We start from the raw sequence: 15,042 nt of genomic DNA, 5'->3' as shown, positions 1-15,042 counted from the left end.
CAGGGATAGCCGGGCTAGGAGAGCGGGGGAGTAGGGGATCATGAAAGCGTTGGGTGAGCTGGCAGAGGCCCTGGGCGCGCAGCTCGTCGGGGATCCGGAGCACCAGGTCCGACGGGTGGCGTCGCTGGCGGAAGCTGGCGCCGACGCGGTCTCGTTTCTGGTGGACCGGCGCTATCGCAAGCACCTGCAGCAGACAGCGGCCGGTGCAGTCATTGTGACGGCGGATGACGCCGACGCCGTGACTGGCAATGCCCTGGTGTCCGAGAACCCCCACCTGACCTTTGCCCGGGCCGCACAGCTGCTTTACCCGGAACCCCGCGAGCCCGGCCGGGATCCAGCCGCCATCATTGCGGCATCGGCAAGCGTTGCGACGGATGCCACCATTGGCCCGCGTGCCGTCATCGAGGACGGCGCGGTGATCGGTCACCGCGTGGTGGTGGATGCTGGTGTGGTCATCGGCGCTGGTGTGCGGATTGGCGACGATTGCGTCATCCGCGCCGGAGCAGTGATTGCAGCGGACTGTCAGCTGGGTCGCAACTGCCGTATCCAGTCTGGTGCCGTCATCGGTTCCGATGGCTTCGGCTTTGCCCGCGACGGTCGCCGCTGGGAGCGCGTACCGCAGGTGGGTGGCGTGGTCATCGGTGACGACGTGGATGTCGGCGCCAACACCACCATCGACCGCGGTGCCATCGGCGACACGGTGATCGGCGACGGCGTCAAGATCGACAACCTGGTGCAGATCGCGCACAACGTCCACATCGGCGCGCATACTGCCATGGCGGCCGCCGTGGGGGTGTCGGGTAGCACCTACATTGGCAGCTATTGCACGATTGCGGGTATGGTCGGCATCGCCGGTCATCTGGAGATCGCCGACAATGTGCACATCACCGGACTGACGCAGGTGACCAAGAGTCTGCGTGAACCCGGAGTGTATTCGTCCGGGACGGGTGTGGAGCCGAACCGGAGTTGGCGCCGGAATGCCGCACGCTTCCATCAGCTCGACGACATGGCGCGCCGGTTGCGCGCCCTGGAGCGGCGGCTGGCGCCGGACAACGGCGATGACCCGGCGGCGTCGCAGGATGGACCCGCCACCGAACAACAGTGAATAAGGCACGAAGACGTTATGGACATCAATCGAATCAAGAATCTGCTGCCCCATCGCTATCCGTTTCTGCTGGTTGACAAGGTGGTCGACGTAGAACCGGGGGAGCGGCTGGTGGGGATCAAGAACGTCACCATCAATGAGCCGTTCTTTCAGGGGCACTTCCCGGTCAAACCGGTGATGCCGGGGGTGCTGGTCCTGGAGGCCATTGCCCAGGCCTGCGGTCTGCTGGCCTTCGAGACCGAAGGGCGCCACCCCGGGAGTGACACTCTTTTTTATCTGGTGGGGTTCGACAAGGCGCGGTTCAAGCATCCGGTGGAGCCGGGTGACCAGGTGCGTATCGAGGTCACCCTGGCGAAGGTGCGGCGCGGGATCTGGATGTTTTCCGGGAAAGCCACCGTCGACGGGGAGCTTGCCGCCGAGGCAGACATCATGTGCACCATGCGGGATGTGGAATCTTGATCGACCCCACGGCGCAAGTTGATCCGGCGGCGACGCTGGGGCACAACGTCCGCATTGGACCATACGCCATCATCGGGCCCCACGTGGAACTCGGGGATGACTGCGAAGTGGGCCCGCACGCCACCATTTTCGGCCCCACCCGCATCGGCAGGGGCAATCGGATTTTCCAGTTCGCCTCGGTCGGGGCGGAACCTCAGGACAAGAAGTTCGCCGGCGAAGAGACGTTGCTGGAGATCGGCGACGGCAACACCATCCGCGAGTTCGTCACCATCAACCGGGGAACCGTCCAGGATCAGGGCGTGACGCGGATCGGTAATGACAACTGGATCATGGCCTACGTCCACATTGCCCATGACTGCCGGGTGGGCCACCGGATCGTGTTCGCCAATGGCGCCTCGCTGGCCGGGCATGTCGACGTGGGGGATGACGCCATCCTCGGCGGATTCAGCCTGGTCCATCAGTTCTGCAGTATCGGCGCATATTGCTTCTCGTCCATGGGGAGCTGCATCAAGCAGGATGTGCCGCCCTTCGTGACCGTTGCCGGGAACCCCGCCACGCCCCATGGCGTCAACAGCGAGGGCCTGCGACGACAGGGCTTCGCCCGGGAAGATGTGCATGCCCTGCGGCGGGCCTACCGCATGCTCTACAAGTCCGGGCTGCGTCTGGAACCGGCGCTGGAACAGATCGACGAACTGGCCGCGAATCATCCGCCAGTGGCCCGGCTTGTCGCTTTCATTCGCGACAGTCGCCGCGGCATCGTGCGCTAACAGCGGAGCAGGGCCATGCGAGTCGGGATCGTTGCCGGCGAGATGTCCGGGGATTATCTGGGTGCCGGCCTGATGCGCGAGCTGCGCCGGCTGTACCCGGAGGCCCGGTTCGAGGGCATCGGCGGACGGCGCATGGAGGCAGAGGGCATGGCCAGCCTCTACCCGCTGGAGGCCCTGTCGGTCATGGGCCTGGTCGAGGTTCTGCGTCATCTCCCCAAGCTGCTGCTCATCCGGCGTGATCTGGTTCGGCGTTTCCGCCGGAACCCGCCGGACGTCTTCATCGGCATTGATGCCCCCGATTTCAATCTGCGTCTCGAGCAGCGTCTGCGGGAAGCGGGCGTCCCCACGGTGCATTACGTCAGCCCGACGGTCTGGGCGTGGCGGCAGGGACGGATTCGGCAGATCGCCCGGGCCGTGGATCGCATGCTCTGCATCTTCCCCTTCGAACGGGAATTCTTCCGCGACCATCAGGTACCTGCCCGGTTTGTCGGCCATCCGCTGGCGGACGAAGTGTCCATGGTGCCGGATCAGCGGGCCGCAAGGGCGGAACTGGGCCTGCCGGAGGAGGTGCCACTGGTGGCAGTCCTCCCCGGTAGCCGCATGAGCGAGGTACGCCACCTCGGGCCGGCGTTCCTGGAGACAGTGGCCTGGCTCCATCGGCATCGCCCGGATGCCCACTTCGTGGTGCCCTGCGCCACGGATCGAATTGCGGCACACCTGCGGGATCTGGTGGCGGCGTATAACGAAGGCATGCATGTGACCCTGGTGGACGGCCGCGCCCGGGACTGTCTGGCGGCGGCGAACGCGGCCCTGCTGGCATCCGGGACGGCAAGCCTGGAGGCGATGCTGCATAAGTGCCCCATGGTCGTTGCCTACAAGGTCTCCACCGTGACCGGGTGGCTGGCGCGCCGTCTGATCAGAGTGCCGCATTTCGCCATGCCGAATCTCATTGCCCAGCGTCGACTGGTGGCGGAGTTCGCCCAGGAAGCCGCGATCCCGGGCAATCTCGGTCCTGCCGTGCTGGATCTGCTGGACAATCCGGACCAGCGCACGGCCCTGGTGGCAGAGTTCGAGCAACTGCACCGGGAACTGCGGCAGGACGCCAGTCTTCAGGCAGCGGCTGCCGTTGCGGAACTGCTTCAGGAAGCCGGGCACCGGCCGGCGAACAACAACGAGGTCGCGGGGTGATGCAGGAGACGGGCGGGACCGGCGGTCACGGCGCTGCCACGGGAACCCTGGTTGCCGGTGTCGACGAGGCCGGTCGCGGCCCGCTTGCCGGCCCCGTGGTGGTGGCCGCGGTGATCCTCGACCCGAAGCGGCCGGTGCCCGGCATCAACGACTCCAAGCGATTGACGGCGCGTCGCCGCGAAGCACTGGCGGCGGCGATCCGCGAGCAGGCAGCCGCCTGGGCGATCATTCACGTGGAGCCTGCGGAGATCGACGCTCTCAACATCTTTCAGGCCACCCTGCAGGCCATGCAGCGGGCGGTGGCATGTCTGCCACTGCCGCCTCAGCGGGTGTTGGTGGACGGCAATCACTGCCCCGCCATGCCCTGCGCGGCCGAGGCCCTGGTGGGGGGGGACGGCCTGGAGCCCACCATCGGCGCGGCGTCGATTCTTGCCAAAGTGGACCGGGACAGGATCATGGTGGAGCTCGATGCCCGTTGGCCAGGATACGGTTTCGCCCGCCACAAGGGCTATCCCACCGCGGAGCACATGGAAGCACTGAAGCGGCTGGGTGCCACGGCCGTTCACCGTCGCTCATTCGCTCCGGTGAAACAGGCACTGCACGATCCGGGCGAAACCGGCGAACTGCCGTTCTGAGCCGTTCGCCGCTGCGGCGCTGCTGTCCCCTCAAGCGTCGACGGCGTGTCGGATCGTCTCAGTAACCCGCAGAATCTGCTGGTCCGTGAGTTCCGGATAGATGGGCAGCGACAGGCAGTACTCGGCGATCCGCTCGCTGATCGGCAGCTGCACGTCCGCATAGGCGTCACGAAACACGGGCTGACGGTGCAGCGGAACCGGGTAGTACACCGCGCAGCCAATGTCGGCACTCCGCAGCGCGCTCATGATCTGCTCGCGGGGATCCGCCAGCACCGTGTACTGGTGGTAGACGTGGCGGCCGCGGCCGTCCACATAAGGGGTGGTGATCCCGGGCACACCGCCAAGGCGCTCGTTATAGCTCTCGGCTACCCGACGCCGACAGGCGTTGTACTGACCGATGCGCTTCAGCTTGGCCCGCAGGATCATCGCCTGCACCTCGTCCAGGCGGCTGTTGTAGCCGATCACGTTGTGGTGATACCGCTCGCGACTTCCGTGGTTGCGCAACACCCGCAGTTCCTCTGCCACGTTGGCGTCATTGGTGGTCACCATGCCGGCATCGCCGTAGGCGCCAAGGTTCTTGCTGGGGAAGAAGCTGAATGCCCCCGCGGCACCGAAGGTGCCGGTGCTGCGCTCGTCCACGACGGCGCCGAAGGATTGGGCGCAGTCCTCCACCACCAGAACATCGTGGCGTTCCGCCAGGGCCATCAGCGCCGGCATGTCCACGGGTTGCCCGAACAGGTGAACCGGGAGAATGGCGCGTGTCCCGGGGCCGATGGCGTCTTCCACCTGATTGAGGTCCAGGTTGAAGGTGCGGCTGTCGATATCGACGAATACCGGGGTGGCGCCCACGTAGCGGATGGCTTCGGCTGTGGCGATGAAGGTGAACGGCGAGGTGATGACTTCGTCGCCGGGGCCCACGTCCAGCGCGGCCAGCGCCAGGTGCAGCGCGTCGGTTCCGGAATTGCAGGCCACCGCGTGCCCGGCACCCAGATAGCGGGCCACTTCCTCCTCGAGACTCTGCACGTTGGGGCCGAGGATGAACTGGGCGCTGTCCAGCACCTGACTGAAGCCCTGCTCGATCTCCTCGCGCAGATCTGCGTACTGGGCCTTGAGGTCGACCATCGGAATCATCGGCGCTCGCTTCCTCTGAACTGGGTGGCTGGGTAAGGGGCTACTGGAGTGGCTGATCCGGCAGGGGATTGTCGCGCAACTGCCGGGTGATTTCGATGGCGGTGGCCAGCGCCTGCCGGCCATCAGCGCCAGTGACAAGTGGTGTACGGCCGTTGCGGACGCAGGCGACGAAGGAGGTGATTTCGGCGCGCAGCGCGTCACCGTCCTCGTAGCTGTGCTGCTCGCTGCGGATGTCCTCCATGGCGGGAACGTCGCGTTTGGTATTCACCCGCGAGCGGACGTCCAGGGTGCGCTGCTGGAAATCCAGGGAAATGTAGCTGTTGCGCTGGAACAGTCGCATCTTGCGCTCGGCCTTGAGGCTCACCCGGCTGGCGGTGACGTTGGCCACACAGCCATTGGCGAACTGGATGCGGGCGTTGGCGATGTCGATGTCCGAGGAGATAACGGGGGCACCATTGGCGTCGATCCGCGCAACGGGCTGATCCACCAGCTTCAGGATGATGTCGATGTCGTGGATCATCAGGTCCAGGACCACGCTCACGTCCGCCCCCCGGGGATTGAACGAGGCCAGACGCTGGGACTCGATGAACATGGGTGTGCCCACCATGTCGGCCACCGCGCGCACCGCGGCGTTGAACCGTTCCAGGTGCCCCACCTGGAGCACCAGATTTCCCTGGGCGGCCAGGCGGACGAGGTCGTCCGCTTCTTCCAGGGTCGTGGTGACGGGTTTCTCCACCAGTACGTGAATGCCGCGGCGCAGGGACTCCGCTGCCACCTGGTGGTGGAATCGGGTGGGGACGACAATGCTCACGGCATCCACCCCATCCAGCAGCTCGAGATAGTCGGTGAACGCCCGGGTGCCCACCTCGTCGGCCACGGCCCCGGCGCGGTCCGGGTCCGTGTCCACCACCCCAACCAGGTCAACGTCCTCCATGGCCGCATATTTCTGGGCGTGAAAGCGTCCCAGGTAGCCGACTCCGATGACGCCGGCGCGCAGCGTGCTCATCGTGTAATTCCCCGCTTCGATGATTGGATGAACCCGATCAGATGCCGGACATGCGGCGTCTGCAGGGCACTCTCTTCTTGTAGTTGCGCCAGCGCCTGTTCCAGGCGCAGGCCGGACTTGAACAGGATGCGGTAGGCACTGCGCAGAGCCTGTTGCTCCTCACTGCCAAGCCCGGCCCGTTTGAGGCCGCGCCGGTTGAGGCCGAACAGCCGCGCGTGATTGCCGGAGGCCATGGTGTAGGGCGGAATGTCCATGGGCGCCATGGTGCCCCCGCCCAGCATGGCGTATTCGCCGATGCGTGCGAACTGGTGGATGGCACACAGGCCGGCAATGTTGACCCGATCCTCGACGGTCACGTGACCGGCCAGGGTGGCACCGTTGGCCAGCACCACGTGGTTGCCGACAATGCAGTCGTGGCCAACATGGGAGTAAGCCATGAACATGTTGTGGTTGCCCACGGAAGTCAGCCCCCGGTCCTTGGGGGTGCCTCGGTGGATGGTCACGAACTCCCGCACGATGTTGCCGGCACCCATTTCCAGGCGCGTTGGCTCACCCCGGTAGCCAAGGTCCTGGGGCGGCCGACCAAGGACGGCATGGGGGCCAATGTCGTTCTCCGGGCCGATCTCCGTCGGCCCCTCGAGGATGGCGTGGGCACCGACCCGGCAACCGTCACCCAGGGTAACGCCGGTGCCAATGCAGGCGTAGGGGCCGATTTCCACGTCGTTGCCGATGCGGGCGTCGTCGTCGATGACGGCGGTGCTGTGAATCATACGGTTCTACCCGGGCCTTGAACGGGGCGCGCATCGTTCAGGACGCTGCTGAACGGCGCCAACGCCGCGTAGTGTGAGGGATCGGCGGCTGATTGTGGAGCCCAGCGTTTTCCATCCCGATCCGCTCATCCATAATAGAGCCTTTTCCCGCCTCGGCCGCACAGGGATTGCCACAGCATGACGCAACAGTTCGTCCACCTGAATGTCCATACCGAGTTTTCGCTGGTTGACGGCATTGTCCGTATCAAACCCCTGGTGAAGGCGGCGGCGGCTACCGGCATGCCCGCGGTGGCCATCACCGACCAGGGCAATCTGTTCGGCATGGTCAAGTTCTACAAGGCGGCGCTGGATGCCGGCGTGAAGCCCATCGTTGGCGCCGATCTCTGGCTGGAGGATCCGGATGCGCCGGAGGGGCGGTCCCGCCTGTCGGTCCTGTGCCGCAACAGCACTGGCTACACCTGTCTCACCCGCCTGATCAGCCGCAGTTACCTGGAGGGGCAGCATGCCGACCGGCCGGTGGTGCGCCGCCAGTGGATCGAGGAGGACAACGACGGCCTGATCGTCCTCTCCGGGGGGCGTGACGGTGATGTGGGGCGGGCTCTTGTGGCTGGTGACATGGCCCTGGCGCGGCGCAGACTGGAGTTCTGGCAGGGGCTGTTCGGTGACGACTACTACCTGGAGCTGCAGCGCTGCGGACGGCCCGGCGACGAGGACCACCTGCATGCTGCGGTGGCCCTGGCCGCGGATGCGGACGCACCGGTGGTCGCCACCAATGCCGTCCGGTTCATCAACGCGGCGGATTTCGACGCCCATGAAGCGCGGGTCTGTATCCACGAAAGCCGGACTCTGGACGACAGCCGGCGCCCGCGCCTTTTTACCCAGGAGCAGTATCTGCGGACGCCGGAGGAGATGATCGAACTGTTCCAGGATGTTCCGGAAGCGGTTGCCAACACCATGGAGATTGCCCGGCGCTGCAACCTGGAACTTACCCTGGACAAGGACTACCTGCCGGACTTCCCCATACCGGAAGGCCTTACCGTGGACGAGTATCTGGCCCAGGAATCCCGCCGTGGGCTGGAGCAGCGGCTACCGCGGCTCATTGATCTGAACGCACCCGATGCCGCCGAGCGGCGGCGCGAGTACGACGAGCGCCTGGAGCGGGAGCTGGGTGTCATCAACCAGATGGGGTTTCCCGGCTACTTTCTGATTGTTGCCGACTTCATCCGCTGGGCCAAGGCGCAGGATATTCCGGTGGGTCCGGGGCGCGGTTCCGGTGCAGGCTCTCTGGTAGCCTATGCGCTGGAAATAACTGACCTGGATCCATTGCGTTACGACCTACTCTTCGAGCGGTTTCTAAATCCGGAGCGTGTCTCCATGCCGGATTTCGACGTCGATTTCTGCATGGAGAAGCGCGACCAGGTCATCGACTACGTGGCCGACAAGTACGGCCGTGAAAAGGTCTCCCAGATCGCCACCCACGGCACCATGGCGGCCCGCGCCGTGGTGCGGGACGTGGGCCGTGTGCTCGGCCATGGCTACGGCTTCGTGGATCGCATTGCCAAGATGATCCCCTTCGAGCCGGGCATGACCCTGGACAAGGCCCTGGAGCAGGAACCGGACTTCAAGGATCGCTACGAAGAGGACGAGGAAGTCGCGGCGCTGGTGAACCTGGGGATGAAGCTCGAGGGCGTGGCCCGCAACGTCGGCAAGCACGCCGGCGGCGTGGTGATCGCTCCCACGCCGCTTACGGATTTCACGCCGCTGTACTGCGAACCCAACGGCCAGGGCCTGGCCACCCACTACGACAAGGACGACGTGGAGGCGGTGGGCCTGGTGAAGTTCGACTTTCTGGGCCTGCGCACCCTCACCATCATCGACTGGACCGTGAAGGCGGTGAATGCCATTCGCCGGGAACGGGGCGAGGTGGATCTGGATATCGCCACCGTGCCCCTGGAGGATCGCGCCACCTTTGACCTGCTCAAGCGCTGCGCCACCACCGCGGTATTCCAGCTGGAATCCCGGGGCATGAAGGATCTGATCAAGCGCCTGCAGCCGGATTCCTTCGAGGACATCATCGCGCTGGTGGCACTGTTCCGGCCCGGCCCGCTGCAGTCGGGCATGGTGGACGATTTTATCAGCCGCAAGCACGGCCATTCCCAGGTGGCGTACCCGACTCCGGAACTGCAGCACCCGGATCTGGAAGAGGTGCTCAAGCCCACCTACGGCGTGATCCTCTATCAGGAGCAGGTACAGCGGATCGCCCAGGTCCTGGCGGGCTACAGCCTGGGTGGCGCCGACCTGCTGCGCCGGGCCATGGGCAAGAAAAAGCCGGAGGAGATGGCCAAGCAGCGGGAGATCTTTCTCAAGGGGGCCACCGAGAACGGACTCAGCGAGGCCCACGCCGAAGGCATCTTCGACCTCATGGAGAAGTTTGCCGGGTACGGCTTCAACAAGTCCCACTCGGCGGCCTACGCGCTGCTCTCCTACCAGACCGCCTGGCTCAAGGCGCATTACCCGGCGCCGTTCATGGCCGCCGTGCTGTCCTCGGATATGGACCACACCGACAAGGTGGTGACCCTCATCGACGACTGCCGGGCCATGGGCCTGACGGTGCTGCCGCCGGATATCAACCGCTCGGACTACCAGTTCCGCGCCGCCGACGAGCGCACCGTGGTCTACGGCATCGGTGCCATCAAGGGCGTGGGACAGTCCGCCATTGAGGCCCTGGTGCAGGAGCGCGAGACCGGCGGGCCCTACGCCGACCTGTTCGATCTCTGCCGGCGGGTGGACCTGCGGCGGGTCAACCGCCGGGTGCTGGAGGCGCTGGTGCGGGCGGGTTGCCTGGACAGCATCGGGCCCAATCGCGCCACTCTGGTGGCGCGCATCCCGCCGGCTCTGAAGGCGGCGGAACAGAGCGTGCGCAACGCCGAGGCCGGGCAGACGGACATGTTCGGGCTGGCGCTGGCGGCGCCGGCGGAGGAAGAAGAGGCCAGCGAGGCACTGCCGGAGTGGCCGGAGTGGGACGAGGAAGAGCGGCTGGCCGGGGAGAAGGAGACCCTGGGGCTGTTTCTCACCGGCCACCCCATCGCCCGCTACGAGCATGAGCTGGAAAAGATTGTCAGCGGTCGGATCAGCGATCTGGCCAGCGGTGGCGACGGGGGGAACGGCGGGCGTCGCGAGAAGAGCGTGGTCACCGCCGGCCTGGTCATGTCCCTGCGGGTGCGCAACACCCAGAGCGGCAACAAGATGGGGTTTCTGGTGCTGGATGACCGCACCGGACGCATCGAGGTGAACCTGTTCACCGAGGCCTACAGCAAGTACGGCTCCATGCTGGGTAAGGACAAGCTGCTGGTGGTGGAAGGGGGGCTGGGCTACGACGACTTCAGCGACGCCTGGCGAATCAACGCCGACAAGGTCTACGAGATTGGCGATATCCGTGATGTCTACGCCCGCCGCCTGGTGCTGCGCATGGACAGCGGTCAGCTCGGCAACGGTGCCGTCGATCACCTGCAGGAGGCGCTGGCGCCGTTCCGGGAAGGGCAGTGCCCGGTGTGGCTGGAGTACTGCCGCCCCGATGCCCGGGCGATGCTACGCTTCGGGGACGACTGGCGCGTGCGGCCCACGGATGAACTGATCAAGCGCCTGGACGGGCTCGCGGGCGGCAACGGGGCCGTGCGGGTGGAGTACTGATGTAAACCGTGATGAGCCGCCTACGGTTGCCACGGGCACCGCCACTGGCTAGGGTATGCGCTCCATCAACCCGGAAGGGAACCGATGAACCTGAATTTTCTCGATTTCGAACGCCCCATCGCCGAGCTCGAGGCAAAGATCGACGAGCTTCGCTATGTGGGCGACGACAACGACCTCAATATCAACGAGGAGATCCGGCGTCTGCAGGACAAGAGCGTCACGCTCACCGAGCAGATCTTCAGCAACCTGACCTCCTGGCAGGTCGCGCAGTTGGCCCGGCATCCGCAGCGCCCCCATACGGCCGACTACATTGAGCGCATGTTCACCGAGTTCGAGGAACTCCACGGTGACCGGGGCTTTGCCGACGACCCGGCGATCATCGGAGGCGTCGGTCGCCTGGACGGACGGCCGGTAATGGTGATCGGCCACGAGAAAGGTCGTGACACCCGCGACAAGGTGAAGCGCAATTTCGGCATGCCGCGACCGGAAGGCTATCGCAAGGCACTGCGACTCATGGAAATGGCCGAGCGGTTCGATCTGCCGCTGCTTACCTTCATCGACACCCCCGGCGCCTATCCCGGGGTCGGTGCCGAAGAGCGCGGCCAGAGTGAGGCCATTGCCCGCAACCTGATGGCCATGGCGCGGCTGCGCACGCCCATTGTCGCCACCGTGGTGGGCGAGGGCGGCTCCGGCGGCGCCCTGGGCATCGGTGTCGGCGATCAGGTGCTGATGCTGGGATACAGCACCTATTCCGTGATCTCGCCGGAGGGCTGCGCGTCGATTCTCTGGAAGAGCGCGGAGCGGGCCCAGGATGCCGCCGAGGCCATGGGCATTACTGCGCCGCGCCTCCACGACCTGGGGCTGATCGACCAGGTGGTACCGGAACCCCTCGGTGGCGCCCACCGCGATTATGACGCCATGGCGGAACAGCTCAAGGCGGTGTTGCTGGAGAAGCTCGATTTCCTGGAAGGCAAGGACTTCGAGACGCTGCTGGACGAGCGCCTGCACAAGGTCCAGGGCTACGGCAATTTCCGCACCTCCTGATCCTTCTCAACGGGGAGGCGGCCCATGACCGTGTCGGCGGAGGACATCCTGCGCCGGGTCCTGGAGCTGGGGCCCGCCAGCGGTCATTGTGTTGCCTTCAGCGGTGGCCCTGACTCCCACGTCCTGCTGCACGCGTTGGCCGCGCTGCGCGGCGAACTGCCGGGAGGCCTCCGTGCTGTCCATGTCAATCATCGTCTGCATCCGCAGGCGGCGTCCTGGGCGACGCACTGTGAACGCGTCTGCCGTTCCCTGAGCATTCCGTTTGCCGTTCATGCAGCGGCGCGCCCCGATGCCGGTGCCGGGGAGACCTGGGCCCGGGAGCAGCGCTATGCGCTGTTTGCCGAGCTGCTGCAGCCCGGGGAAATGCTGCTGACGGCTCACCACCGGGACGATCAGGCCGAGACGGTGCTGCTGCGGCTCCTGCGGGGGAGCGGCGTGGACGGGCTGACGGGTATTCCGCCGTTGCGCAGGCTCGGCCCGGGGCAGGTGGGGCGACCGCTGCTGGACCTGCCCCGCAGCGCGCTGGCGGCGTACGCGCGCATCCACGGCCTGACCAGCATCCAGGACCCCGGCAATGCCGATCCTGCTGCGGACCGGAACTTTCTGCGCCACCACATCATGCCGCTGCTGCACCAACGCTGGCCCTCCGCCGATGCCACCGTGGCGCGTGCCGCGGAGCTGCTGCGGCAGGAACAGCAGGTGATGGTGGCGCATGCTGCACCGTTCCTGCCCCGGAATCCGGACGGACCGCTGCACTGGCCCGCGCTCCTGTCCCAGGGCGAGAACGTCCAGAGAATCGTGCTGCACAGGTGGCTGCGTCGGGCCGGCCTGCCCGCCCCGGAGGCCCGGCAACTGGAGGCCGGCCGACGGATGCTGCTGCAGGCCGGAGCCGACCGTCAGCCCGAGTTTGCCTGGCCTGGTGGACGCGTGCGGCGCTACCGTGGGTTCCTTTACGCCGAGCCCCAGAGCGATGAGCCTGGGCCATCGGTGAGTGATGCCCCGTTTCCCGGTACTGCGTGGTCGCTGACGGAAGACCTGCGCCTGCCCGGGGGCTGGCTGCGCCGGACCCCGGCAGCGGAGGGGCTCGATGTCGGGCGTTTGCCGGAGGGGCAGGTCACCATCGCGTTTCGCTGCGGCGGCGAGCGCTGCCGCCCGGCGGGCCGCCCCCGGCGCCCGGTGAAAAAGCTGTTCCAGGAGGCCGGAATCCCCCCCTGGCAGCGCGGGCGTTGGCCTTTGCTGATGGCCGGTGACGCCATTGTTGCCGTCCCCGGCGTTTGTGTTTGCGAGGGCTTTCAGAGCGCGCCCCCGACGCCCGGCCTGCAGCTCTGGTGGGAACCCGACCTGAGGGCGTGGGAAGGGCCCGGGTGACGCCGCGTGGAGGCTGCTGAGCGGGCTCCGGGGTCTGCGGCGCGCGTTGTGCGCGGGGGGGTGTTCTGTTACTTTTAGCGCCACTCGGGCAGCGCGAATTGCGGTGGGGATGCGACGTCCACCGCCTTCGCTTGCGTGCATTTGCGGCCGCCCAATGGCAGCCGGGATGACGCTCGCCACCGTTGCCTTCCGAACGCGGGCTCCCGCATCCGTCGTGCGACAGACAGAGTTCCTATGACCCGATACATCTTCATTACCGGTGGCGTCGTCTCCTCGCTGGGCAAGGGCATCGCCTCCGCGTCGCTGGCCAGCATCCTCCAGGCCCGCGGGCTCAGCGTCACCATGATCAAGCTGGACCCGTACATCAACGTCGATCCCGGTACCATGAGCCCGTTTCAGCACGGCGAGGTGTACGTCACCGAGGACGGTGCGGAGACCGACCTGGATCTGGGTCACTACGAACGCTACGTGCGCATGCGCACCGGCAAGGTCAACAACTACACCACCGGCCGCATCTACGAGAACGTCATCCGCAAGGAACGCCGCGGTGAGTACCTGGGCGGCACCGTGCAGGTGATTCCCCATATCACCGACGAGATCAAGCGCTGTATCCGCGAGGGGGCGGAGGGCCACGACGTCGCGCTGGTGGAAATCGGCGGCACCGTGGGTGACATTGAATCCCTGCCGTTCCTGGAAGCGATCCGGCAGATGGGTGTGGAGCACCGGCGGGAGACGCTGTTCATTCATCTCACCCTGGTGCCGTTTATCGGTGCCAGTGGCGAAATGAAAACCAAACCGACACAGCACTCGGTGAAGGAGCTGCGCTCCATCGGCATTCAGCCCGATATCCTCATGTGCCGGTCCACGCGACCCATCCCGGAGGACGAGCGGCGCAAGATCGCCCTGTTCACCAACGTCGAGCAGGAGGCGGTGATCTCCGTTCTGGACGTGGATGACGTGTACAAGGTGCCGTTGGCGCTGCATGACCAGGGGCTGGACGACATTGTCGCCGACAAGCTGCGGCTGGAACTGCCGCCGGCGGATCTCTCGGACTGGGAGCGCGTGGTGGAGGCGCGCAGCCACCTGGACGGTGAAGTCACCATTGCCATGGTGGGCAAGTACGTGAACCTGGCGGATGCATACAAGTCGCTGTCCGAGGCGCTGATCCATGCCGGCATTCACACCCGCACCCGCGTGCATGTCCGCTCGGTGGATTCCGAAGAGCTGGAGACCGCGGGGACGGGGCAACTGCAGGACGTGGATGCCATCCTGGTGCCCGGCGGCTTCGGCGAGCGGGGTGTCGAGGGCAAGATCATGGCAGCCCGGTATGCCCGCGAGCACGGCATTCCCTATCTGGGCATCTGCCTGGGCATGCAGGTGGCGGTGATCGACTTCGCCCGCCATGTGGCAGGCCTCGACGGCGCCCACAGCACCGAGTTCCGGGGCGACACGCCGCATCCGGTGATCGGGCTGATTACCGAGTGGATGACGGATGATGGCCGGCTGGAACAGCGCGGCCCGGACGATGATCTGGGCGGCACCATGCGCCTGGGTGGCCAGCCCTGCCGCCTGCAGGAGGGATCGCTGGCGGCGAACGTCTACGGCGCCACGGAGATCGTCGAGCGCCACCGGCACCGTTACGAATTCAACAACAATTACGCGGATGCATTGCAGGCCGCAGGCCTGCGTATTTCCGGCTGGTCCAGCGACGGCAGGCTGGCGGAAGTGGTGGAGCTGCCCGATCACCCCTGGTATCTCGGCTGTCAGTTCCACCCCGAGTTCACATCCACGCCCCGGGACGGACACCCGCTGTTCGGCGGATTCGTGACTGCAGCCCTGAAGCGCGCGCGCAGTTCGTCCTGACGCGCCGGGAGGAAAC

The 15,042-nt window shown here is 66.1% G+C and carries 12 protein-coding genes; 9 read left to right on the top strand and 3 right to left on the bottom strand.

The annotated features are described in order from the left end of the window. The first annotated feature begins 40 nt into the window (after positions 1 to 40). The 5 genes from lpxD to rnhB are packed head-to-tail and all read left to right on the top strand — an operon-like array spanning position 41 to position 4,154. The gene (lpxD, locus tag KU884_RS10470) at positions 41 to 1,105 is read left to right on the top strand and encodes a UDP-3-O-(3-hydroxymyristoyl)glucosamine N-acyltransferase (protein ID WP_167782590.1); all 1,065 of its coding nucleotides are present in this window, start codon (positions 41 to 43) and stop codon (positions 1,103 to 1,105) included. An 18-nt stretch (positions 1,106 to 1,123) separates the two neighbouring features. Further along, positions 1,124 to 1,564, top strand: a complete 441-nt coding sequence (fabZ, locus tag KU884_RS10465) for a 3-hydroxyacyl-ACP dehydratase FabZ (RefSeq protein WP_167782589.1) — start codon at positions 1,124 to 1,126, stop codon at positions 1,562 to 1,564. Further along, the gene (gene lpxA / locus KU884_RS10460; protein WP_167782588.1) at positions 1,561 to 2,331 is read left to right on the top strand and encodes an acyl-ACP--UDP-N-acetylglucosamine O-acyltransferase; all 771 of its coding nucleotides are present in this window, start codon (positions 1,561 to 1,563) and stop codon (positions 2,329 to 2,331) included. Before fabZ ends, lpxA (KU884_RS10460) begins: the two co-directional genes overlap by 4 nt. Positions 2,332 to 2,346: 15 nt before the next feature. Further along, complete coding sequence (lpxB, locus tag KU884_RS10455; protein ID WP_167782587.1) at positions 2,347 to 3,519, top strand: lipid-A-disaccharide synthase; 1,173 nt, start codon at positions 2,347 to 2,349, stop codon at positions 3,517 to 3,519. After that, positions 3,519 to 4,154 (top strand): ribonuclease HII, encoded by a 636-nt coding sequence (rnhB, locus tag KU884_RS10450; RefSeq protein WP_167784214.1) that lies wholly within the window; start codon positions 3,519 to 3,521, stop codon positions 4,152 to 4,154. The genes lpxB and rnhB overlap by 1 nt, the downstream gene beginning before the upstream one ends. A gap of 30 nt (positions 4,155 to 4,184) precedes the next feature. On the opposite strand, the gene KU884_RS10445 is transcribed toward rnhB, so the two are convergent. Genes KU884_RS10445 through lpxA (KU884_RS10435) form a run of 3 tightly spaced genes read right to left on the bottom strand, consistent with a single transcriptional unit; the run spans position 4,185 to position 7,061 of the window. Next, complete coding sequence (locus KU884_RS10445; protein WP_167782586.1) at positions 4,185 to 5,285, bottom strand: DegT/DnrJ/EryC1/StrS aminotransferase family protein; 1,101 nt, start codon at positions 5,283 to 5,285, stop codon at positions 4,185 to 4,187. 40 nt (positions 5,286 to 5,325) lie between these two features. Beyond that, positions 5,326 to 6,291, bottom strand: a complete 966-nt coding sequence (locus tag KU884_RS10440) for a Gfo/Idh/MocA family protein (protein WP_167782585.1) — start codon at positions 6,289 to 6,291, stop codon at positions 5,326 to 5,328. Beyond that, positions 6,288 to 7,061, bottom strand: a complete 774-nt coding sequence (gene lpxA / locus KU884_RS10435) for an acyl-ACP--UDP-N-acetylglucosamine O-acyltransferase (protein WP_167782584.1) — start codon at positions 7,059 to 7,061, stop codon at positions 6,288 to 6,290. Before lpxA (KU884_RS10435) ends, KU884_RS10440 begins: the two co-directional genes overlap by 4 nt. A 177-nt stretch (positions 7,062 to 7,238) precedes the next feature. Between lpxA (KU884_RS10435) and dnaE the strand changes: the two genes are divergently transcribed. The 4 genes from dnaE (at position 7,239) to KU884_RS10415 (ending at position 15,026) form a co-directional block, all read left to right on the top strand. Further along, positions 7,239 to 10,751 carry a DNA polymerase III subunit alpha gene (gene dnaE / locus KU884_RS10430; RefSeq protein WP_167782583.1) on the top strand — a complete coding sequence of 1,171 codons (3,513 nt, stop codon included), beginning with the start codon at positions 7,239 to 7,241 and terminating at the stop codon, positions 10,749 to 10,751. An 84-nt stretch (positions 10,752 to 10,835) separates the two neighbouring features. Continuing rightward, the gene (locus KU884_RS10425) at positions 10,836 to 11,795 is read left to right on the top strand and encodes an acetyl-CoA carboxylase carboxyltransferase subunit alpha (protein ID WP_167782582.1); all 960 of its coding nucleotides are present in this window, start codon (positions 10,836 to 10,838) and stop codon (positions 11,793 to 11,795) included. A gap of 24 nt (positions 11,796 to 11,819) precedes the next feature. After that, positions 11,820 to 13,163, top strand: a complete 1,344-nt coding sequence (gene tilS, locus KU884_RS10420; RefSeq protein ID WP_167782581.1) for a tRNA lysidine(34) synthetase TilS — start codon at positions 11,820 to 11,822, stop codon at positions 13,161 to 13,163. Between the two features lie 234 nt (positions 13,164 to 13,397). Next, positions 13,398 to 15,026: a CTP synthase gene (locus KU884_RS10415; RefSeq protein WP_174813732.1), complete on the top strand. Its 1,629-nt coding sequence runs from the start codon at positions 13,398 to 13,400 to the stop codon at positions 15,024 to 15,026. Positions 15,027 to 15,042: the final 16 nt, after the last annotated feature.

This window comes from Aquisalimonas sp. 2447 (assembly GCF_012044895.1).
In the GTDB taxonomy this organism is placed as follows: domain Bacteria; phylum Pseudomonadota; class Gammaproteobacteria; order Nitrococcales; family Aquisalimonadaceae; genus Aquisalimonas.
The sequence above is the reverse complement of the archived record's forward strand: the minus strand, read 5'-3'. Positions and strand labels throughout refer to the sequence as shown.

Excerpts from the sequence above, each read along its gene's own strand:
- lpxD (WP_167782590.1), top strand. The coding sequence starts at position 41 with ATGAAAGCGTTGGGTGAGCTGGCAGAGGCCCTGGGCGCGCAGCTCGTC.
- fabZ (WP_167782589.1), top strand. The coding sequence starts at position 1,124 with ATGGACATCAATCGAATCAAGAATCTGCTGCCCCATCGCTATCCGTTT.
- lpxB (WP_167782587.1), top strand. The coding sequence starts at position 2,347 with ATGCGAGTCGGGATCGTTGCCGGCGAGATGTCCGGGGATTATCTGGGT.
- rnhB (WP_167784214.1), top strand. The coding sequence starts at position 3,519 with ATGCAGGAGACGGGCGGGACCGGCGGTCACGGCGCTGCCACGGGAACC.
- KU884_RS10445 (WP_167782586.1), bottom strand. The coding sequence starts at position 5,285 with ATGATTCCGATGGTCGACCTCAAGGCCCAGTACGCAGATCTGCGCGAG.
- KU884_RS10440 (WP_167782585.1), bottom strand. The coding sequence starts at position 6,291 with ATGAGCACGCTGCGCGCCGGCGTCATCGGAGTCGGCTACCTGGGACGC.
- lpxA (WP_167782584.1), bottom strand. The coding sequence starts at position 7,061 with ATGATTCACAGCACCGCCGTCATCGACGACGACGCCCGCATCGGCAAC.
- dnaE (WP_167782583.1), top strand. The coding sequence starts at position 7,239 with ATGACGCAACAGTTCGTCCACCTGAATGTCCATACCGAGTTTTCGCTG.
- KU884_RS10425 (WP_167782582.1), top strand. The coding sequence starts at position 10,836 with ATGAACCTGAATTTTCTCGATTTCGAACGCCCCATCGCCGAGCTCGAG.
- tilS (WP_167782581.1), top strand. The coding sequence starts at position 11,820 with ATGACCGTGTCGGCGGAGGACATCCTGCGCCGGGTCCTGGAGCTGGGG.
- KU884_RS10415 (WP_174813732.1), top strand. The coding sequence starts at position 13,398 with ATGACCCGATACATCTTCATTACCGGTGGCGTCGTCTCCTCGCTGGGC.